The organism is Ureibacillus sp. GCM10028918 (assembly GCF_042666115.1).
Taxonomy (GTDB): Bacteria; Bacillota; Bacilli; order Bacillales_A; family Planococcaceae; genus Ureibacillus.
Map to the genome: position 1 here is coordinate 78230 of NZ_JBHTFK010000039.1, position 19992 is coordinate 98221.

Here is a 19992-nt window from a genome sequence, read left to right on the forward strand (position 1 = left end):
TTGGCTGAGCTTGTATACTGTCCTTCATTCCCTTGATGAAAGACATTTCGAGTGGGCAGAGCTTGTAAACTTTCCTTCATTCGCTTGATGAAAGACATTTTAAGAAGTCTGAGCTTGTATACTGTCCTTCATTCCTTTGATGAAAGACATTTCGAGTGGGCAGAGCTTGTATACTGTCCTTCATTCCCTTGACGAAAGACATTTCGAGTTGGCTAGCTTGTAAAATATTCTTCATCTCGTAGTCGTATATCATTTTGGATAGGATTTTGTTCTTAAATGCATTAAACGCACTCCATCTCGAAAATAAAAAATGGTGAGGAAAAGTTAATTTCCCTCACCATTTCAAATTATTCGTTTACTGGTACTACTGCGCCGCCCCACTCATCAATGATGAATTGTTGGATTGCATCTGAATGCAATACTTCTACTAAGCGTATAATTGCTTCGTTATCTTTATCTTCAGCTTTCACTGCGATTACGTTTACATAAGGAGATTCAGAACCTTCAATCGCGATTGAATCTTCTATAGGGTTTATGCCAGCATCGATTGCGAAGTTAGAGTTAATAACTACCGCGTCTCCTTCGCCTTCTTCATAATACGTTACTAACATTTCTGGCGCCGAGCTATTGTCGATTACCAAATTTTTTGGATTTTCAACGATATCATCGACAGTTGCTAACGTTTTATCGATTCCATCTGCTAATGTGATTAACCCTTTATTTTCAAGAAGAGATAAAATACGGCCTTGGTCGGATACTGAGTTAGAAATAATAATTGTTGCGCCATCCGGAAGTTCTTCTAATGATTTATATTTTTGTGAATAAATTCCGATTGGTTCAATGTGAATTCCACCTGCATTTACGAAATCATAGCCTTTTTCAGCAATTTCCGTTTCAAGGTATGGAATGTGCTGGAAATAGTTTGCATCAAGTTCACCAGAGTCCAAGTCTTGGTTAGGCATTACATAGTCTTGGTAAGGTTCGATTTTCAACTCGATTCCTTCTTCAGCTAAAATAGGTTTTGCTTGTTCTAAGATTAAATCATGTAAACCGTTAGATGCCCCAACTGTTATAGTAGTAGATTCTTTTTGATCCGTTGTTGCTTCACCAGCAGAATCGTTTGTAGAAGTATTGGTTTCTTCTTCCTTAGCACTGCCACATGCTGCTAAAGCAAGAACGACTACTGATAATAATAAAAATGATAAAATTTTCTTCATGTTGTCTTTCTCCTTTTCTTTTCATTTCTTCTATATGTGAACGGCTAAACCGTCAGCACCAATTACTAAATAAAACTAAAATCCTGATTAACGTTTATCAGTCTTTGTTGTTATAAAGTCTCCAATAAATTGAAGAATAAACACAATCAATAAAATAACAATCGTCGCCGTTAATGTTACATCTTCACGGCTGCGCTGGAAGCCATCAATAAAAGCAAGGTTTCCTAATCCGCCTGCCCCGATAATACCAGCCATTGCCGTATATCCGACTAATGCAACCGCAGTTACTGTAATACCGGAAAGTAATGCTGGCAAAGACTCAGGAATCAACACTTTCCAAATAATCGTTGAAGTTTTCGCGCCCATTGATCGAGCTGCTTCTATAACGCCTTTATCAATTTCTCGTAAAGCGATTAATACCAAGCGAGCATAAAACGGTGCAGCACCAATAATCAAAGCCGGTAAAGCCGCTTCAACTCCTCGAATTGTTCCAAGCAAGAACTTCGTAAACGGAATTAAAAGAATAATTAATACGATAAATGGAATAGAACGGAATATATTAACGAGAGAGCCAGTTAGAAGATTCACTATTTTATTTGCCCAGATTTGGTGCGGACTTGTCAAAAACAGCAGTATTCCAATTGCTAGCCCCAGTACAAAGGTTACTCCTGTAGAAATAACCGTCATATATAGTGTCTCGTATGTAGCTTCCCACATTTTTACCCAATCAACATTCGGAAATAATTGATTAAACATGGTCAATCACCTCCGCTTGAATTTCTCGAGACTCTAAAATCTTGAATGCTTTTTCAACTTGATCTGGTTTGCCATCAATCTGAACAATCAATGTTCCGTAAGGACCACTTGTAGTTTGTGTAATATTCCCGTGAACAATATTCACTTCTACATCAAATTCCTTAATAATTTGGGAAATTACCGGTTGTTCCGTTTTATTCCCTATAAATGTCAGCTTCACAATTTTCCCTGTAGGGTAATTCACTAGAATTTGCTCAATCGATTCTTTCGATTCCTTTGTTCCTGAAACTTGCATTACGAAGTTCTTTGTTATTTCGGCTTTGGGATTTTGGAACACTTCAAGAACGTCGCCAGATTCAACAACTTGTCCAGCTTCCATTACTGCTACACGTTTGCAAATTTTACGGATAACATGCATTTCATGTGTAATAAGAACAATCGTTAGCCCTAAACGCTTATTGATGTCCAGCAACAGTTCCAAAATGGCATCCGTTGTTTCTGGATCAAGGGCACTTGTTGCTTCATCACAAAGCAAGACTTCCGGGTTATTGGCTAACGCTCTTGCAATCCCGACACGTTGCTTTTGACCGCCTGATAATTGAGATGGATAAGCACTTTCTCTCCCTGTTAACCCAACCAAGTCGATCAATTCTTTCACACGTTGTGCCCGTTCCGACTTTGAGACACCTGCAATCTCTAATGGGAAGGCAATGTTATCCGCAACTGTCCTTGACCATAGTAGATTGAAATGCTGGAAGATCATACTGATTTTTTGTCTTGCTTGACGAAGCTGTGTACCAGAAATCGAAGAAATCTGTTGGCCATTTACTTCTACGGTACCTGTAGAAGGTTTTTCCAGACCGTTTAATAAGCGAATCATCGTACTTTTTCCGGCACCGCTATAGCCAATAATTCCGAAGATTTCACCTTTATTAATAGATAAATTAACATCTTTGACAGCTGTTAATTCTCCATTCTTTGTTTTATATATTTTCGATATATCTTTAAGTTTAATCATATGTGACTCCTTACTTTACGTTCGATCTCAAACCGTAATTATGTATTCTTTTATATAAACTTGAAGGTATTTTAAGTTTACCCATTTAGCTAAGTGAAATTTAGGAGAAAATTTTTTACAAACAAAAAGCCCCTTCTACCAAGACAAGTAGAAGGGGACGTAAATGTATTGTTTACGTTAACCGTTCTCTTATCTTCCAAAGTATCCACTTCGCGTGACTTGGCACCTTTTCACATAAATGTGATGGTTGCCGGGTTTCATAGGGCACTTCCCTCCACCGCTCTTTATAAGAGTTACGATATTAAGTTTTAGATTATGGAAGTTACTTTACCACGTCAGTTCTACCCTCGTCAACTACTTTTTTAACTTTTCATATAGGAATGGTACAGATTGGAAAGCATACACTTTTTCGACATTTCCATGTTCGCTAATCAGCAAACATGGGACACTTTCAACTTGATAATCCATCGCTAGCGTTTCTAAGTAATTAATATTGGCTTTCCCTAGCGGCAGATCTGGTAAAAGATTTTCTATAACTTCCAACATTTTCGATGCAACTGCACAAGTCCCACACATAGGCGTATATAGATAAAGGGCAACAAAGGCATTTTGCTCCTGTTGTTGCACCCAATTTTCAGTTGTCCATTCTTTCATAATCATCATCCTACTTCATTGGTTTAGGTAATATAAACAGCTAATTTAACGTTTCAATTGATGAAGATAGATATTGCTTATGCACAGAAAATTTGGCCTCGTTTAACAAATTTGCCAACACTTTTTTAGGTGCATTTGCCACTTCGATATATGTTCGGGGTATGAAAAGATGAACAGCTTCAGAATAAATTCTTTTTGTTAGCTTTCTCAACTTTTCTCCTGAATTATCCGCATCAAATAACGTATAGAGTTTACATTCTTCAAATGGCTCTAGAAGATCTAATAATGCATCCTCACTAATCGTACCATTTGTACAAATAATTTTAACATCCTCTGCAAATATTGGTGCAATGTTTAACTTATCCGATCGACCTTCAACAATTATACACTTATCAACTATCATTTGCTTCACCCCACGATTTGTAGTAACACAGCTAAATAACGTCTTCAAATATGCATAAGGATAATGATTGAAAAGCACGGTTTTCGTTAGCGAAAATCGAAGTCTTTTCCCACTGATTTTAGGTAGAAAGTCTTTCCCATTATCAGTGAAATAAAAGTGTGGTTACTTATTATATTTAGATTGTAAAAAAAACGCCAGTGATTTTCTGGCGTTTTAATATATCATATTCAGATTATGCCTCAATTAATTCATCATATTGCTCAGGAGTTAATAAAGCTTCCACTTCTGAAAGATCAGTTGGTTCAATCACTACCATCCAAGCCTGTTCGTAAGGCGACTCGTTTACAAATTCTGGGCTATCTTCAAGTTCACTATTGATTTCAACAACTTTACCTGAAATTGGTGCGTATAGTTCTGAAACTGTTTTAACAGATTCAACACTACCGAATGGTTGGTTTAATTGAATATCGTCGCCAACTTGTGGAAGTTCAACGAAAACAATATCGCCAAGTTCAGATTGTGCAAAGTGTGTAATTCCAATACGTACTTTTCCATCTTCAACTTTTACCCATTCGTGTTCTTTAGAGTAACGTAAATCTTTCGGTGTGCTCACTAAAAACCCCTCCAAATATATGTAATTCATACATGCTAAGTTTGACATATTTTATAACCAAAAACAAGATAGAGCAGAGCTTTATTTCCAAGATTCAGTGAAGTCAGTTTCTTTGAATCCCAGTGTTACTTTTTCACCGTCTGTTACAATTGGTCTTTTAATCAACATACCATCTGAAGCAAGTAATTCTAATTGTTCCTCCTCAGACATTGAACTTAACTTGTCCTTTAAGCCCAGTTCTTTATATTTCATGCCAGAAGTATTAAAAAATTTCTTTAGAGGAAGTTCACTTTTTTCCCAAATTTCCTTTAACTCTTCTTTTGAGGGTGTCTGTTCCACAATATGAATCGCTTCATATTCTATCTCATTGTCTTTTAACCATTTTTCCGCCTTCTTGCAAGTGGTGCAACGTGGATACTGAATCAATTTAACCGCCATAACATACTCCTTCACTACTACTAAAATTTATTTAACTAAAGTATAGCAGAGAACTAAATCTGAGTGCCAGGCACATATTTAATTCTGAATAATAGGAATTGTTTATAATTTTGATTTTGTCTACACGTTTTTTAAGTTATTTCTTAATAAAAGCAGGCCCAGACTGTCTTGAAAACGCTTGTCATCCAAGGCACGTAGTCGAGCGAAGACCCGAATAGAACAAAAGGTTCATGAGGGGACGAGAGAGACAAGTAACGCAGGATGCGAGCGTTTGTCAACAGTCTGGGGCATCCTGATTATAGGATGCCCCAGGGGGAAAGCTTATACGATATATTTTTCGGCTTCGATTAATCTTTGCGATGCTTCACGTTTTTTCAAGATGAGGTTATATGGGTTATTTCTAGTGAGTTTACGAAGTGCAGAAAGTGTCATTTTTCCAGCATCGCCTTCAACTGCTGCTAAAATCGTTTCTTTTGCTTCTTTTTCGATTTCCGCAAATGCTTCTTGGCAGAAGATTTCCGTATAAAGTATTTTTTGCTTCGACTTCTCTGCACCATCACGCTCAATAGCTTTTGCTGTACGAATGACAGCTGACTCCATTGCGTATAGCTGGTTAGCAATATTGGCGATGTTAACAAGTACTTCTTGTTCAGCTTCTAGTTTTGCACCAAACCTTTGTGCTGCTGCTCCAGCTGCTAGCACACCAATTTTCTTAGCATTTTTCACTAGATATTTCTCTTGTGCTAATGGCTCATTACCAATTTCTTCAGGCATTAGCATGATTAATTCTTCTTGCAGCTTTTGGGCAACTTGAAGTAAAGGCAGTTCACCTTTCAATGCTTTTTTCATGAATGTTCCAGGAACGATTAAGCGATTAATTTCATTTGTTCCTTCAAAAATACGATTAATGCGAGAATCACGGTAAATACGTTCTACCTCATATTCTGCCATGAAACCATATCCACCATGTAATTGAACTGCTTCGTCAGAGATATAATCCAATGTCTCTGAACCGAATACTTTTGCAATCGAACATTCAATCGCATATTCAGCAATCGCCCCAGCAATCGCTTTTCCATCTTTTTGTTCTTCTTTTGAAAGCTGGCTTAAACGATCTTCGAAGTAACCTACAGTACGATAGTTTAAGGATTCAGAAGCATAAAGATGCGACGCCATCGTTGCAATTTTTTCTTTTGTAAGATTAAAACTTGATAATGGTGTTTTAAATTGTTGACGTTGGTTTGTATAAGCAATAGCTAATTCTAAAGCACGTTTTGATGCACCTACAGTACCAACTCCTAATTTATAGCGCCCGATATTTAAAATGTTGAAGGCAATTACGTGACCGCGGCCAACTTCACCAAGCAGGTTTTCAACAGGAACCTCTGCATCTTGTAAAATTAGCGTACGTGTTGAAGATGATTTGATCCCCATTTTCTTTTCTTCTGCACCAACAGATACACCAGGGAATTTACGTTCGACGATAAACGCAGTGAATTGATCTCCATCGATTTTCGCGTAAACAACGAATACATCAGCGAAGCCAGCATTGGTAATCCATTGTTTTTCACCGTTTAATACATAGTGAGTACCCGCTTCATTTAGCTTAGCAACCGTTTTAGCGCCTAGGGCATCAGATCCCGATCCGGGTTCAGTTAAAGCGTAAGCTGCAATCAGCTCGCCTGAAGCAAGTTTCGGCAAGTATTTCGATTTTTGCTCGTGGTTACCAAATAATACGATTGGCAATGAACCGATCCCAACGTGTGCACCATGCGTGATGGAGAAACCACCTGCAGGAGACATTTTTTCCGCGATTAAAGCAGATGAAATTTTATCTAACTCCAAGCCCTCGTATTCTTCAGGGACATCTGCTGCCAATAAACCTAGTTCCCCAGCCTTTTTTAATAGACTAACAGAGTGCTCGAATTCATGATTCTCCAAGTTTTCAACTACTGGCTTTACTTCATTTTCTACATAATCAGTTGTAGTTTGAGCAATCATTTTTTGCTCGTCCGTAAAATCCTCAGGAGTAATGACACGTTCTAATTCCACATCTTCAATTAAAAAACTTCCACCCTTAATAATGTTTGTAGTTTGAACCATTTTTACTTCCTCCCCTTTATTCGATATTAAAAATCTATTTGTAAGCGATTCTTATAAATTCCCATTCATCTATAGAAAAGCTTTAGACATTCGGCTTCCGAAAGGCAGTAGGTATAGGACGATTGCCTAAAGCTAATCAACAAATTCATAAAACTCCTATATTATAAAACTTCAATAACTCCAGCAGCACCCATTCCGCCACCGATACACATTGTTATAGCACCATATTTTTTGCCTTGGCGTTTCAACTCATGAATTAGCTTTAAAGTTAAAATGGCACCTGTTGCACCAAGTGGATGCCCTAATGCAATTGCTCCACCATTCACATTGACTTTTTCCATATCAATTCCTAAATGGCGAACAACCTGAATCGATTGAGAAGCAAAGGCTTCATTCAATTCCCATAAATCGATATCATCTTGAGATAGACCTGCGATTTTTAAAGCTTTAGGAACTGCTTCAATTGGTCCAATACCCATTACTTCTGGTGGTACCCCTCCAACTGCGAACCCTAGAAATTTTGCCATCGGTTTTAATCCCTGTTTTTCAGCTTCTTCGCGATCCATGACCAGAACTGCTGCTGCACCATCAGATGTTTGAGAAGAATTCCCCGCTGTTACAGAGCCTTTTACGTTAAATGCCGGGCGCAATTTTGCAAGACCTTCCATAGAAGTACCTACTCGAACACCTTCATCCTTATCAAATGTAAACGTGCGTGACTGCAACTTATTGTTCACGTCAACATAATGCTGAACCACTTCAACAGGCACGATTTCATCTTTAAATTTACCTTCTTCAATCGCTTTTTGGGCTAATTCATGAGAACGTACCGCAAAAGCATCCTGGTCTTCCCTGCTTACTTCATAACGATTGGCCACTTCCTCAGCCGTATGACCCATACTCATATAATATTGAGGTGCTTCCTCTGCTAATTTCGGATTTAATCGAACGGTATTGCCTGTCATCGGAATCATGCTCATCGATTCCACTCCACCAGCCAAAACGGCCTTTGAGTGACCTAGCATGACACGTTCTGCTGCATAAGCAATCGCTTGAAGACCTGAAGAACAAAAGCGGTTAATTGTTATTGCTGGTGTTGAATCTGGTAGACCAGCCAATGCACCGATATTACGTGCAACGTTCATCCCTTGTTCCGCTTCAGGCATTGCACAGCCCATAATTAAATCATCTATGGGACCTTCATAACCCGCTCTTTTTAATGTTTCTTTTACTACTACTGCCCCAAAATCATCGGGACGTACGGTTGCAAGCGATCCTTTTTTCGCCTTGGCTATTGGCGTTCTTGCACCTGCTACAATTACGGCTTCACGCATATTGTGTATCCCCCTTATTCATTGCTTGAGTTAATTCAGATTCCGTCAAGTTATGCATCAATCTTTAATCCACAAGTTAATTAATTACGCAGCGGTTTTCCTTTGATGAGCATATTCTGCATTCTTGCTTGCGATTTAGGGTCGGCTACAAGCTGCAAAAATGCTTCGCGTTCTAAGTTTAGTAGATACTCTTCTGTTACCTCTGTTCCGTATGGCACTAGCCCACCTGCAATTACATACGCTAGCTTCTTCGCGATTTTTAAATCATGCTCACTAATAAAGCCTGATTGGAACATACCCTGTGATCCCAATAAAAGCGTTGCATACCCTGGTGCTCCAACTACCTTTACTTTTTTCGGAACCGGTGCAATATAACCCGCGTCTGAAAGTGCAAGTACAGCCTGTTTTGCTTCATAGATGAGATGATCTGGATTAACTGAAATGCCATCAGCAAAGTTTAGGAAGTTATTGTCGCGCGCTTCTTCACCTGAAGCAGAAACATTAGCCATTGCAACCGTTTCAAATACTTTATTGGCAATTGCTTGATAGTCAACCTCTACTCCGTTTGGAAGTCCTTTTAAGAACTTTTCGTATAGTGCCAGATTTCCTCCACCACCTGGAATTAAACCTACCCCTACTTCTACTAAGCCCATATAGGTTTCACTGGATGCTTGAATATGAGCAGCCGGCAAACAAACTTCCGCTCCTCCACCAAGCGTCATGCCAAATGGTGCAGCCACAACAGGTTTTTTGCTGTACTTTACTCGGCGCATCGCTTTCTGGAATGCACGTATTGTATAGTCCAGTTCAAAAATGTTATCATCTTGAGCTTCCATTAAAATCATGCCAAGGTTTGCACCGACACAGAAGTTTTTGCCTTGGTTCCCGATGACAAGTCCCTTATAGTTTGCTTCTACCTCATCAATAGCAAAATTCAGCATCTGGATAATATCAAGGCCTATTGCATTGGATTTCGAATGAAATTCCAGTAAAGCGACGCCATCACCTAAATCTATTAAACTAGCACCTGAATTCGATTTAAGAACCCCTTGTTTTTTCTTGTAGCGTTTTAAATCGATTACTTTTTCATTGACCGGCACTTTTACATATTCTGATCCATTGTAGTAAGCTAAATCACCATCTAATTCTGTATAGAAGGATTCAAAGCCTTGAGATAAAAATTCTTTAATGAAGCCTGGCACTTCCCTGCCTTCAGCTTCCATTTTTTCTACGGATTGTTTAACACCGATTGCATCCCACATTTCAAATGGACCTTGTGACCAGCCGAAGCCCCATTTCATGGCATTGTCGATTTCAACAATACTATCTGCTATAACACCAATCATTTCAGCAGAGTAAATTAATGTTGGAGCAAAAATATTCCATAATAATTCACCTGTACGATCGTTAGCATAAACCAGTGTCTTCACTTTATTTGGAAGTCCTTTTGTTTGTTTTGCCATTTCAATCGAAGGTGTCTGCAGCTTTTTCACTGGTACATATTCTAAAGTAGCAGGGTCAATCTCAAGAATCTCCTTGCCCTTTTTCAAGAAGAAGCCTTGACCGGACTTCGCCCCTAACCAACCATTTTCAACTAATTTTTTCATTAGCTCCGGCACTTGGAACACTTTTTGTTCATCGCCTGTAGTTTGATCATAAACCGTTTGAGCCACGTGCAGGAATGTATCTAACCCAACAACATCCAAAGTTCTAAAAGTAGCGGATTTTGCTCGCCCGATTAGTGTTCCAGTAACCGAATCAACTTCACCTACTGAATAACCACGGTTTAGCATTTCTCTCAAAGTAATTAATAATCCGTACGTACCGATACGGTTTGCAACAAAGTTAGGTGTATCTTTCCCGATCACAACACCTTTTCCTAACACGTCTTCAGCGAACGTTTTCATAAAGGAAACAACCTCTGGGGACGTTTGTTGTGTAGGAATGACTTCCAATAGCTTTAAATATCGTGGTGGGTTAAAGAAGTGCGTACCTAAAAAATGCTTTTGGAAATCCTCTGAAAGTCCCTCAGCCATTGCATTCACGCTAATACCGGATGTATTCGAGCTAATAATCGTTCCTGGTTTCCGCACAGAATCTACTCGCTCAAATAGATTCTTCTTAATGTCCAGGTTTTCAACAACCACTTCGATGACCCAGTCAACATCCTTAAGCTTTTCTAAATCATCCTCTAAATTCCCCGCAGTAATAAGTGCTAAATTTTTCTTGGAAGTGAGTGGTGCCGGTTTATGTTTTAACAGCTTTTGAACGGCACTAGTGGCAAAACGATTCCGAACAGCAGGGTGTTCTAATGTAAGTCCTTTTGCTTCTTCTTCTTTTGTTACCTCTCTTGGAACTATATCTAATAATAATGTTGGAATCCCGATATTCGCTAAATGTGCTGCAATTCCTGACCCCATTACCCCTGAACCGAGTACGGCTGCTTTTTGAATTTTGTAAGACATAAACATCCCCCTTAATCCTTTGAATGAATACTCATTCATTTTATGCCAAAAAAAAATAAATTCATAAAATTTAATTCTTTAAATCCCTTTTTCTGTTCTTAGTGTAGATGATTTCCTTAAATTTAGCAATAACTTTTAACTTAATTTTCTAAAAAATCCGGTTGAGTATTTATTAAATTACTAGAGTGTTTTATATGATATGAACAACTATTCATTGAGTCAAATTACTTTTCCCAATAATTTAAAATGTGTACACTATCTATAAGGAGAGTGAATGATAATGCAAAACATTACAACAAATGAACAATTTAACGAAATTATCGCATCTGAACAACCGGTGATTGTAAAATTCTACGCTGGTTGGTGCCCAGACTGCACACGCATGAACATGTTTATTGATCCAATTATTGAAGAATACAACCAATACACATGGTATGAAATTAACCGTGATGATTTTCCTGAACTAGCAGAAAAATATCAAGTACTGGGAATTCCAAGTTTATTAATCTTCAAAAACAGTGAAAAACTTGCTCACTTACACAGTGCAAACGCAAAATCGCCGGATGATGTAAAAGAATTTTTGAACGCGCAAAGCTAAAGAGTAGATTTTACGAGCTATGAATAGGTTTTTAAAAACTTTATTCATGGCTTTTTTATTAGTCTAGCTGTTACTTATATATAAAATATAAGAACATTTAAGGGGATGAACAAAATGCCTTATGTAAATATCAAAATTACAAATGAAGATGTCACACCTGAAAAAAAAGCTGCCCTTATTAAAGGGGCAACTCAATTACTGGTAGATGTACTCGGCAAAAGCCCTGCCACAACAGTGGTAGTCATTGATGAAGTGGACACGGACAATTGGGGTATTGGCGGAGAAACTGTAACGAACAGAAGAAAAGAAGGAAAATAATAGTATGGGAAGTGGAGAAGAACCATTCGTTTTTCCCACTTTTTTTGTTTGTGATTTTAAGTGATTTCTAGATGCTTGCTATGTCTTGCAGCTTTTTTAGACCGATTACAGCCTGGTTCGCGACATGTCCACTGCCCTTCCAACTAGTTTCGTCTCCTTACAGCCTGCCTCATGACACTTCCCCTGCTCTTCAAACTAGTTTTGTCACCTTACAGCCTGCTTCGTGACACTTTCACTGCTCTTCCGACTAGTTTTGTCACCTTACAGCCTGGTTCGTGACCTTTCCACTGCTCCTTCAACTAGATTAGTTCAATTACCTGCACTTTGAGACAGTTTTAATCCTCGCCCAATTCGCAAGTTACTTCCTTACTGCTCAATAGCATTTTTAGCCAAGCTTAGATTTCTCAATCCCCAATACTGCATAAATCTCCTCTAGTTTACGGATTTCGTATGTAGGAACAATTTCAGAATGTTGATTCTCCTGTCCTATTATATTTATCCAGCAAGTATCAATTCCCGCATTCCACCCGCCAGTTACATCGGCACTAAAGGAATCCCCAATGATTAAGGTTTCTTGCATATTAAGGTTTTCGATTTGAGAAAATACAAAGTCAAAGAACGCTTTCATTGGTTTTTGATATCCTGTGTCTTCCGAAACAAACACTTTTTTAAAATACGGGGCAAGACCTGAATCTTTCAATCGTTTTTGCTGTGTGTAAGACGCTCCATTGGACACGATATATAAATCAAATTCAGTATGCAGCGCTTGAATTAATTCCAAAGCTCCTTCTATTAAATGATGGCCTTGAGACAGATATTTTCGATAATTCATCTCAAGAGCGATTCCATCTACCTCCATTCCATATTGTTGAAATAGTAAAGCAAAACGCGTATTCACGACTTCATCACGGTCTATTTCATCTCTCTCATAAGCTTTCCATAACGATTCATTCAGTTTCTTGTAATTCGTTTTAATGTCAGGCGTTAATGTAAACTGTTGATCTTTAAATAAATTTTGTAAAGCCACTTCTTCAGATGCTCTAAAGTCTAGCAACGTATCATCTAAATCAAATAATAAAGTCTTATATTGTGCCATTTTGCTCCCCCTTTAATATGTAACCAATCTCTATTTAAATTTTCCCATAAAATTATATCATTCTTTTGTTCACAACCATTCCTATCCGATATGATAGTAAAAAGAAGGTAAGAGGTGAAAATATGAAAGTTCAGCTAAATGTTCTTGGTATGTCTCAATATAGTCAAAATATAAATCCACAATATCAAAACTCTGCTTGCGGTCCTACTACAGTATCTGTCATATTAAATTATCACTCGCATCAACAATCTACAGTCAAAGAAGTCAATGAACTTTATAAGCTGCTTGGCGGAACAAGAATTGGTTTATTTACATGGCGCCTTATAAAAAACTTGCGAAAACTATTAGGTCCGGGCTGGATTGTCTCACGCTGTACACTTTCCGAAAGCCTAAGGGAACTTGATGCCGGTAGACCAGTTGCGATGAAATTTGATAAGCACTTTACTTTCCAATGGTTCGCAAAACCAACCTTTAAATATCATTGGGTTCCCCTGATTGGTTATGAAATCATGGATAATGAACTGTACTTAATCCTTCACGATAATGGCGGGCGAAATCGAGATAGCCAAATAAGAAAGGTTCGCTATGCTGATAACCACAAGGTACTAAGTTTCGTAAAAATAAAGCCGAGGTGATTGAATACATCACCTCAGCACATTATTTTATACGAAAGAATATAAAGTTTTCGCGTGTTTTGCAATTAGACTGAATCCTTTATCCTGAAGACGATCAATAGTTTCTTGGGCATAATCCTTGATTACCAGCTCTTCTAAAGTAGCATCAATTTGCATGTCTCTCTGAATCTTGGCTAATTGATGAGAGAGCTTCAGCATTTCAAGATTGTCGCTAACTTTATTACGTTGTGCTGGTTTTAGCGCATCTAAATTCTCCAGTACGCCGTCAATGGAACCATAGTTTTGAATCCACTGAAGCGCGGTTTTTGGACCGATTCCCTTAACCCCGGGATATCCATCGCTTGTATCACCCATAAAGGCCTTCACATCAGCAAACTTGTATGGTTCGATTAAGTACTCTTCCTTAAAACGTTCTTCTGTATAGATATCGTACTCGGAGTAACCTTTTTTCGTGAAGGCGATTTGTGTAGATGGATTTAATAATTGAAGCAAATCCTTGTCACCGGAAATAACCGTAATAGAAGCTTCATCTTTCCATTTTTCAATCATGGAACCAATCATATCGTCCGCTTCCATTCCTACTACACCAAAGTTTTGCCACCCTATCATTTCTGATACTTCTTTTGCCATATCAAACTGAGGAAGCATTTCTTCAGGTGGGGCTGGACGGTTTGCTTTATAACCATCAAAAATCTCATTTCGAAACGTTTGTGCACCCATATCCCAACAAATCGCTAGATGTGTTGGTTGGTAAATCGATTGCGCCGTCAAGACGTGGCGAGCAAATCCTTGTACCCCGTTCGATGGTGTCCCATCAGCCAAACGAATAAAATGCCCCATCGCACTTGAGGCAAAAAAGGAACGGAATAAAAGCGCCATTCCATCGACTATTAAAAGATGTGGTTTATTTGTCATCGTTAAAAATCCTCTCTAAATCTATTGTTTCTATTATAACAAAACAAAGGCGATATTAGAGGACAATTGAATTGTTAATTAATTCGCATTCCACTTTAATTTAGGCATATATGGAATTGCTTGGTTCCCATTAATAACTTAGTCGTTTCTTCAGCCCTTTTAAGTTGAGCTGTAATAGCATTTGACTGAAAGGGGATTTTGTAATGTATCCCGAAAAGACTGTTACTAACTTTCCTCCAAAGTGCTCGTTTAGTTGCTCTAAAATCGTCAAATCTTTAATATCGCCAAAATCGTAAATTCGGTATCCTTGCTCACCAAAATACTTGATATTTTCCAAGCATAAAAAATAATTTACACTCTGTTCGAATTTGTCATTTATTAATCCTTGACCGTCATTATAAAGAGCCATTACCATTTCCTCACCAACGGCATAAATGCCATAAGATATGAATGCCTTCTGTTCATTTTCAATTTTCGTAATGAGGAGTCCACCTTGATCACGAAGAAGCTTCAATGTTTGCACATCATACTTGTCTAGTTTTCGAATGTCCTTTTGTTTGGCATTTAAGTTATAAAACTGCTGATACGCTTCAATATCCTTATCGGTTGGATGATCCCATCTCGAAATTTTCCAATCCTCATCCTGCATGTCATCCAACAAAGGAATTACTTTATCAGACATTTTATAATTTAGAGTTGTTTCATCTTGTCTTAAATCGATATGGAGGGTTTTTTGGCCTTGAAGCTTGCGACTCGGTTTCAAGACATGGGTATAACAAATAATTTTCGGGTCAAATCTGCTATCACACTTCGATTCTTTAAAATAAACCTGATTAATTGGCAGAGCAAATAGCTTTCTACTGATTTGCAGCATGAATGATACTCTCCTTTCACATTTTCAACTATTATTTTTATATTTCTACCGAAAGCAAAATATACGTATTTGATTGTTTTAATAGAATGGTTATTAACCATTATTTATAGTTTTTTAGTCAAATAAATTTTGCTGATATAATTCAACTTCCTGCTTTTCAAACGAAATATTTCCTAGGGAATAAACTTCGAATAGAAAAACACTAACAAAAATTGATTCATTTCAAGATATGAGTGGAAATTTCAATTTTGAGGATGTTTTTATAATATAATTTCTTCGCAATCATTCTAGACTTCCTGATTTTGAAATGTTCTATTTAATCCCTTATCAAAAACCTCCTTATTAGTTTGAAAGCTAGATAAATAATAGATTCGCTAACAATTCCTATTTAATTCATGATTGACAAGTTATTGCATTTATATCCCTATACAGGAAATAAATGTTTTAAAAAAATGGAACAAAAAAGCAGCAAATTCCTCAGCGAGAAATTTGCTGCTTTTTGATCTGACCCTGCCTCTTCATCTATTTTATCTGTTTCATATCACGAATTGCTTGTATGGATAGACGTACGAGTAAGACGGCACATAGAAACAGGCCAAAGTATGCAGCAGTATTTAAGTAGATTGCGTACGCCGTGTGAACGACTTGCGAGATGGCAAGGAGAGCAACTGAAATAATGCCGAATGTAATGCCTACGAATAATAATATAAACCTCGAAAATAACTGTGTGATGAAATTTTTATTGTTTTTATCGGAGAAGATATCGTGATGCAAAATCACCTTTCCATCCTCGACTTTTTTAAACAACTGATCTACCCTTCGAGGAATTTTCCGCAAATTCGGTAGGAGCATTGCCAGTTCCTCTTCTATTCTCTCTTTTGTTTCATGTGGTTCCTTGAAAGGCTTTTTCAATGTTTCTTTTAGGAAATTACTCGAAAAGATTTTGGCTTCCTCAAAGATGTTAAACTCACGGTCAATAATTCGTAAAGTCCCATCTAAAGTAACGATTACTCGTAAGGCAAGGCTTACAGACGGATATAATTGCAAACCGAAATCACGGATAACCGAGAAAATCGAGTAGACGATTTCATCTGAACGAATCCGTTCTACAAAAGAAATCCTTAACAAGATTTGGCTGATCGCTTGCTCTAATTCTACCCGATTCACATCATTTTGCTTCTTAACCAACAAGGATATTCCGTCATAAAGAATCGATGAATCACTTTGTTGAATACCTAAAAAGAATAGTTTTAACCCTTCTTGCTGAGAAGTTGATAATCGACAGACTGCACCAAAATCTAATATCGTAATCTCATTTGTCGCTGCATCATAATAGATATTCCCGGGATGAGGGTCGGCATGGAAAATTCCCGAAACTAAAGCTTGTTCTAAATAGGAGAAAAGAAGAGTTTCTGCAATGTCATGACGGCTCATCACTGTTTCATCTGGAAGATTGGCAACACTAACACCTTGTGCCAGTTCCATTACTAAAATATTCTCATTACTATATTCTTCATATATTTTTGGGATATTGACGCTTAAATCGCTTTTCTTCATAACATTACAAATTTGAGTCATATTGCGAGCTTCAATATGAAAATCAATTTCTTCCCTTAAGGAAGAAGCAAACCCTTCCGCCAAATCGAGAAAGCCCAAACTTTCTGCCCATTGAGATCTACTTGTGATCCAATTAGCGAATTCCACTAAAATGCTTAGATCTTCCCGCATAATTTCTTTAATATCCGGTCGCAACAATTTGACGACTACTGGTTCATTTGTTTTTCGCAAAACCGCTTTATGTACTTGGCCAATTGAGGCAGCTGCAATAGGTGTTCTATTAAAATATGAAAATACGTCATCTACCCCACCACGTAAGTTTTGCTTTAGAATGACATGTACTTGATCTTCGGAAAGCGAAGTCACATTTTGCTGCAATTTCTCTAGCTCTTCTATAAAAATAGGCGAAAATAGTTCCTTGCGAGTTGACAGAACTTGCCCAAATTTAATAAAAATCCCTCCGCATTGCTCGAGTGTCTCACGCAATGCGATGGCTAATTCTCGATCGGAGTCACGATTTCTTGCGTACTTTACCGTTCTGGTAATGCCATTTGTTACAGCGATTTTTACTACATTCCGCAACCTCTTTTGATGTCTCCAGTAGCCTACCATTTTTTTTGTCAATGATTTTTTGCCATGATGTCTGCCTGATTTCTCATCGAATGCAATCGGGTCAAATAGTTCAAAAAACAAATAAATCAGCATGGAAATAAGTAACATACTCCCAATCCAAAGTACTGTCGTAACATTTACTACACTGTTGACCGTATCAAAAGAATATTCCTTCCCCTTTAAATACGTATACCAATAGATAAAAGTCGTGAAAGCAACACTTATCACGACCGACAGTACTCTTTTAAAAAGATTGACATTCGCCCCTATTAATCGACCACTTATAAAAAAGGTAAAAGCGGCTACAAGTACGATCAGAAGGATTGGCTTAAGAATTGTCATCCCTTACACTCGCTTTCTCTTTTGTGAATTTCTATTCTGCTATTTTACAATCTACTATAATTTCTACATTCCCTCTCAACGCTTTACTAATCATGCAGCTCTCTTCTGCTTTAACAGCTAGTCGTTTTGCGATTCGCTTCTTTGAATCGCATGGTTCTTGTAATACAATTTCAATATGGTGAATGATTTGTTTGTATGTAAAAATATTATTTTCTACTTGGACAATAGCATCAGATTGAAGGTATAGACGTGCTTTTACATCTGAACGTTCCAGCATCGCCGCCAAAGAGATAATATAACAACTAGCTGCAGCACTTAAAAGCAACTCATCGGGATTCGTCCCAATTCCGGGACCATTCATTTCACGCGGGATTGATATAGTGGTTTTTAAATTTCCACTGTAAATTTCACCCGTATCATTTCTTCCACCATCCCAGCTCGTTTGAAGCTTAAAAATATGTTCAATTTTATTAGACATTTCCTTCCACCTCACTAACCATACTATACCACTCTTGCACAAGGTTGATAAATAAAAGCCACAGTACAATTCAAAACACTCCAATAATAAAAAAAGACCCACCAACTAAGGCGAATCCTCGAAAGTTTACACTGAAACAATTACCAGTTTAAGTGGCGTATTTTATAAATCTAACTCTAGAGTATTTGTAGTTAAATCAGAACTTAAACCAACAGAATGAATGGTAATCTCTCTAGAGTCCTTTGTAAAGACAACCCCATGAAGCTGACCTCGCTCAAAGATGGCCCCTCCTCCATCTATTCCCAACTTCTTTTGACAAGGCGATAACCATACATTACTAGATTTGTCTTCATTTAATAAAACTGTTGGTGTGTGTCCAAATACAATAATTTCTTTTGCTTTATGCGGAACATTATAAAATTCTTCTCTAATCCAATAGAAGTCCTCTTCTTTTGTATCTCGGAAATTCTCCACAAGTGAAGAAATCCCAGCATGAACAAATAGGAATGGTCCCCATAGATAAAAACGTCGCAACCCCTTCACAAATTCAACGATTTTTCCCTGTTCTTTTTGGATTTTTGCTGTCAGCTCTTTGACTGAAAAGTTATTTAAGGCAATATTCCAATTCGGATCATTGTAAAAGCTCTGTATAGTAGCTGCTCCCCCAACCTTTGGATTAAAATAATACTCTGATAGTTCTTCTGGTTTCTCTAGCCAACCTAAGAATAGCCGCTCATGATTCCCGCTTAATGTAACTACATCGTAATCCTGGCATAGTTCCATGACTTTTTGTATTACCTTTAAACTATCCGGTCCACGATCAAGATAGTCCCCCAGAAAGACGAGTTGTTCTTCAATTGGATTCCATTTAGTTAAGATGGCTTCCAGCAAACTATAACAACCATGTATATCCCCTATTACGAAAACTTTATCCAATTACACACACCCCATTTACATAAACAAGCTTCTTATAAGTGTACGATGCACTTAAAAATTGCCATATAATCTCATAATTCATTCTATTCTTACTATATCATATTCAGCTGGAAAATATTTTATATCTATATGAAAAGCAGTTTTGAGGGAAATTAATTAAATAAACTCCCTTCTGCATTAGAATATAGGGATTTGCAAAACAATTTTTCTTTTTTTTATTTATCTCTAGACAATTCTGGAATTCCCTAGTATAATAAAGCTTATAATAATTATATTGCTTCATATCTAATGAATTCACATGTTACAAAAAGTAATCGTGAACGTTCGGTACTTTTTGTAATGTGTGAATTTTTTTATAGTATTTTGAAGTAATTAGTTATTGATTAAATTTTTTGGAGGTCTATTAATATGACACAAGGTACAGTAAAATGGTTTAACTCAGAAAAAGGTTTTGGATTTATCGAAGTTGAAGGTGGAAACGATGTATTCGTACACTTCTCTGCAATCCAAGGCGACGGTTTCAAAACTTTAGAAGAAGGTCAAAAAGTTGAATTCTCAGTTGAAGAAGGAAACCGTGGACCACAAGCTTCTAACGTAACTAAACTTTAATTTGAAGCTCAAAGGGCAATC

At 37.4% G+C, this 19992-nt stretch carries 20 protein-coding genes and 1 riboswitch; of the genes, 4 read left to right on the plus strand and 16 right to left on the minus strand.

The annotated features are described in order from the left end of the window. Positions 1–347: 347 nt before the first annotated feature. The 10 genes from ACFQU5_RS18520 to ACFQU5_RS18565 form a co-directional block, all read right to left on the minus strand. Entirely contained in the window at positions 348–1217 is an 870-nt protein-coding gene (locus ACFQU5_RS18520; protein WP_390291296.1) for a MetQ/NlpA family ABC transporter substrate-binding protein, read from the minus strand. Between the two features lie 87 nt (positions 1218–1304). Beyond that, complete coding sequence (locus ACFQU5_RS18525) at positions 1305–1973, minus strand: methionine ABC transporter permease (RefSeq protein WP_390291299.1); 669 nt, start codon at positions 1971–1973, stop codon at positions 1305–1307. Beyond that, positions 1966–2991, minus strand: coding sequence for a methionine ABC transporter ATP-binding protein (locus ACFQU5_RS18530; RefSeq protein ID WP_390291302.1), 1026 nt, complete (start codon positions 2989–2991; stop codon positions 1966–1968). Before ACFQU5_RS18530 ends, ACFQU5_RS18525 begins: the two co-directional genes overlap by 8 nt. Before the next feature lie 186 nt (positions 2992–3177). After that, positions 3178–3284: riboswitch (SAM riboswitch) on the minus strand. Positions 3285–3345: 61 nt separating this feature from the next. Next, a complete protein-coding gene (locus ACFQU5_RS18535; RefSeq protein WP_390291305.1) occupies positions 3346–3645 on the minus strand; it encodes a thioredoxin family protein in 300 nt (99 codons plus the stop codon). 40 nt (positions 3646–3685) lie between these two features. Then, entirely contained in the window at positions 3686–4048 is a 363-nt protein-coding gene (locus ACFQU5_RS18540; RefSeq protein ID WP_390291308.1) for a toprim domain-containing protein, read from the minus strand. A 232-nt stretch (positions 4049–4280) separates the two neighbouring features. Next, complete coding sequence (gcvH, locus tag ACFQU5_RS18545; RefSeq protein WP_390291311.1) at positions 4281–4661, minus strand: glycine cleavage system protein GcvH; 381 nt, start codon at positions 4659–4661, stop codon at positions 4281–4283. An 81-nt stretch (positions 4662–4742) separates the two neighbouring features. Further along, positions 4743–5099, minus strand: a complete 357-nt coding sequence (locus ACFQU5_RS18550; RefSeq protein WP_390291314.1) for an arsenate reductase family protein — start codon at positions 5097–5099, stop codon at positions 4743–4745. Between the two features lie 321 nt (positions 5100–5420). Next, the gene (locus ACFQU5_RS18555) at positions 5421–7202 is read right to left on the minus strand and encodes an acyl-CoA dehydrogenase family protein (protein ID WP_390291317.1); all 1782 of its coding nucleotides are present in this window, start codon (positions 7200–7202) and stop codon (positions 5421–5423) included. A gap of 161 nt (positions 7203–7363) precedes the next feature. Continuing rightward, positions 7364–8536: an acetyl-CoA C-acetyltransferase gene (locus ACFQU5_RS18560; protein ID WP_390291319.1), complete on the minus strand. Its 1173-nt coding sequence runs from the start codon at positions 8534–8536 to the stop codon at positions 7364–7366. An 80-nt stretch (positions 8537–8616) separates the two neighbouring features. After that, positions 8617–11001: a 3-hydroxyacyl-CoA dehydrogenase/enoyl-CoA hydratase family protein gene (locus tag ACFQU5_RS18565; protein WP_390291321.1), complete on the minus strand. Its 2385-nt coding sequence runs from the start codon at positions 10999–11001 to the stop codon at positions 8617–8619. A 280-nt stretch (positions 11002–11281) separates the two neighbouring features. On the opposite strand from ACFQU5_RS18565, the gene ACFQU5_RS18570 reads away from it, so the two are divergent. Both ACFQU5_RS18570 and ACFQU5_RS18575 read left to right on the plus strand, forming a co-directional pair. After that, positions 11282–11599: a thioredoxin family protein gene (locus ACFQU5_RS18570; RefSeq protein WP_390291324.1), complete on the plus strand. Its 318-nt coding sequence runs from the start codon at positions 11282–11284 to the stop codon at positions 11597–11599. 114 nt (positions 11600–11713) lie between these two features. Next, positions 11714–11917, plus strand: coding sequence for a tautomerase family protein (locus ACFQU5_RS18575; protein WP_390291327.1), 204 nt, complete (start codon positions 11714–11716; stop codon positions 11915–11917). 385 nt (positions 11918–12302) lie between these two features. On the opposite strand, the gene ACFQU5_RS18580 is transcribed toward ACFQU5_RS18575, so the two are convergent. After that, the gene (locus tag ACFQU5_RS18580) at positions 12303–13013 is read right to left on the minus strand and encodes a YjjG family noncanonical pyrimidine nucleotidase (RefSeq protein ID WP_390291330.1); all 711 of its coding nucleotides are present in this window, start codon (positions 13011–13013) and stop codon (positions 12303–12305) included. A gap of 122 nt (positions 13014–13135) precedes the next feature. On the opposite strand from ACFQU5_RS18580, the gene ACFQU5_RS18585 reads away from it, so the two are divergent. Further along, positions 13136–13648 (plus strand): C39 family peptidase, encoded by a 513-nt coding sequence (locus tag ACFQU5_RS18585; protein ID WP_390291333.1) that lies wholly within the window; start codon positions 13136–13138, stop codon positions 13646–13648. A gap of 27 nt (positions 13649–13675) precedes the next feature. Here the strand turns inward: ACFQU5_RS18585 and ACFQU5_RS18590 are convergent, their stop codons facing one another. The 5 genes from ACFQU5_RS18590 to ACFQU5_RS18610 form a co-directional block, all read right to left on the minus strand. Continuing rightward, positions 13676–14563: a 5'-3' exonuclease gene (locus ACFQU5_RS18590; RefSeq protein ID WP_390291336.1), complete on the minus strand. Its 888-nt coding sequence runs from the start codon at positions 14561–14563 to the stop codon at positions 13676–13678. 130 nt (positions 14564–14693) lie between these two features. Next, a complete protein-coding gene (locus ACFQU5_RS18595; RefSeq protein ID WP_390291339.1) occupies positions 14694–15437 on the minus strand; it encodes a hypothetical protein in 744 nt (247 codons plus the stop codon). A gap of 522 nt (positions 15438–15959) precedes the next feature. Then, complete coding sequence (locus ACFQU5_RS18600; protein WP_390291341.1) at positions 15960–17948, minus strand: ABC1 kinase family protein; 1989 nt, start codon at positions 17946–17948, stop codon at positions 15960–15962. Positions 17949–17979: 31 nt separating this feature from the next. Then, positions 17980–18426 (minus strand): SACOL1771 family peroxiredoxin, encoded by a 447-nt coding sequence (locus ACFQU5_RS18605; RefSeq protein ID WP_390291344.1) that lies wholly within the window; start codon positions 18424–18426, stop codon positions 17980–17982. A 162-nt stretch (positions 18427–18588) separates the two neighbouring features. Beyond that, the gene (locus ACFQU5_RS18610; protein ID WP_390291347.1) at positions 18589–19362 is read right to left on the minus strand and encodes a metallophosphoesterase; all 774 of its coding nucleotides are present in this window, start codon (positions 19360–19362) and stop codon (positions 18589–18591) included. Between the two features lie 408 nt (positions 19363–19770). Between ACFQU5_RS18610 and ACFQU5_RS18615 the strand changes: the two genes are divergently transcribed. Beyond that, entirely contained in the window at positions 19771–19971 is a 201-nt protein-coding gene (locus tag ACFQU5_RS18615) for a cold-shock protein (RefSeq protein ID WP_036201146.1), read from the plus strand. The last annotated feature ends 21 nt before the right edge of the window (positions 19972–19992 follow it).

What these genes read in the sequence shown, in the direction of transcription:
- ACFQU5_RS18520 (WP_390291296.1), bottom strand. Translation starts at nt 1,217, where the DNA reads ATGAAGAAAATTTTATCATTTTTATTATTATCAGTAGTCGTTCTTGCT.
- ACFQU5_RS18525 (WP_390291299.1), bottom strand. Translation starts at nt 1,973, where the DNA reads ATGTTTAATCAATTATTTCCGAATGTTGATTGGGTAAAAATGTGGGAA.
- ACFQU5_RS18530 (WP_390291302.1), bottom strand. Translation starts at nt 2,991, where the DNA reads ATGATTAAACTTAAAGATATATCGAAAATATATAAAACAAAGAATGGA.
- ACFQU5_RS18535 (WP_390291305.1), bottom strand. Translation starts at nt 3,645, where the DNA reads ATGAAAGAATGGACAACTGAAAATTGGGTGCAACAACAGGAGCAAAAT.
- ACFQU5_RS18540 (WP_390291308.1), bottom strand. Translation starts at nt 4,048, where the DNA reads ATGATAGTTGATAAGTGTATAATTGTTGAAGGTCGATCGGATAAGTTA.
- ACFQU5_RS18550 (WP_390291314.1), bottom strand. Translation starts at nt 5,099, where the DNA reads ATGGCGGTTAAATTGATTCAGTATCCACGTTGCACCACTTGCAAGAAG.
- ACFQU5_RS18555 (WP_390291317.1), bottom strand. Translation starts at nt 7,202, where the DNA reads ATGGTTCAAACTACAAACATTATTAAGGGTGGAAGTTTTTTAATTGAA.
- ACFQU5_RS18560 (WP_390291319.1), bottom strand. Translation starts at nt 8,536, where the DNA reads ATGCGTGAAGCCGTAATTGTAGCAGGTGCAAGAACGCCAATAGCCAAG.
- ACFQU5_RS18565 (WP_390291321.1), bottom strand. Translation starts at nt 11,001, where the DNA reads ATGTCTTACAAAATTCAAAAAGCAGCCGTACTCGGTTCAGGGGTAATG.
- ACFQU5_RS18570 (WP_390291324.1), top strand. Translation starts at nt 11,282, where the DNA reads ATGCAAAACATTACAACAAATGAACAATTTAACGAAATTATCGCATCT.
- ACFQU5_RS18575 (WP_390291327.1), top strand. Translation starts at nt 11,714, where the DNA reads ATGCCTTATGTAAATATCAAAATTACAAATGAAGATGTCACACCTGAA.
- ACFQU5_RS18580 (WP_390291330.1), bottom strand. Translation starts at nt 13,013, where the DNA reads ATGGCACAATATAAGACTTTATTATTTGATTTAGATGATACGTTGCTA.
- ACFQU5_RS18585 (WP_390291333.1), top strand. Translation starts at nt 13,136, where the DNA reads ATGAAAGTTCAGCTAAATGTTCTTGGTATGTCTCAATATAGTCAAAAT.
- ACFQU5_RS18590 (WP_390291336.1), bottom strand. Translation starts at nt 14,563, where the DNA reads ATGACAAATAAACCACATCTTTTAATAGTCGATGGAATGGCGCTTTTA.
- ACFQU5_RS18595 (WP_390291339.1), bottom strand. Translation starts at nt 15,437, where the DNA reads ATGCTGCAAATCAGTAGAAAGCTATTTGCTCTGCCAATTAATCAGGTT.
- ACFQU5_RS18600 (WP_390291341.1), bottom strand. Translation starts at nt 17,948, where the DNA reads ATGACAATTCTTAAGCCAATCCTTCTGATCGTACTTGTAGCCGCTTTT.
- ACFQU5_RS18605 (WP_390291344.1), bottom strand. Translation starts at nt 18,426, where the DNA reads ATGTCTAATAAAATTGAACATATTTTTAAGCTTCAAACGAGCTGGGAT.
- ACFQU5_RS18615 (WP_036201146.1), top strand. Translation starts at nt 19,771, where the DNA reads ATGACACAAGGTACAGTAAAATGGTTTAACTCAGAAAAAGGTTTTGGA.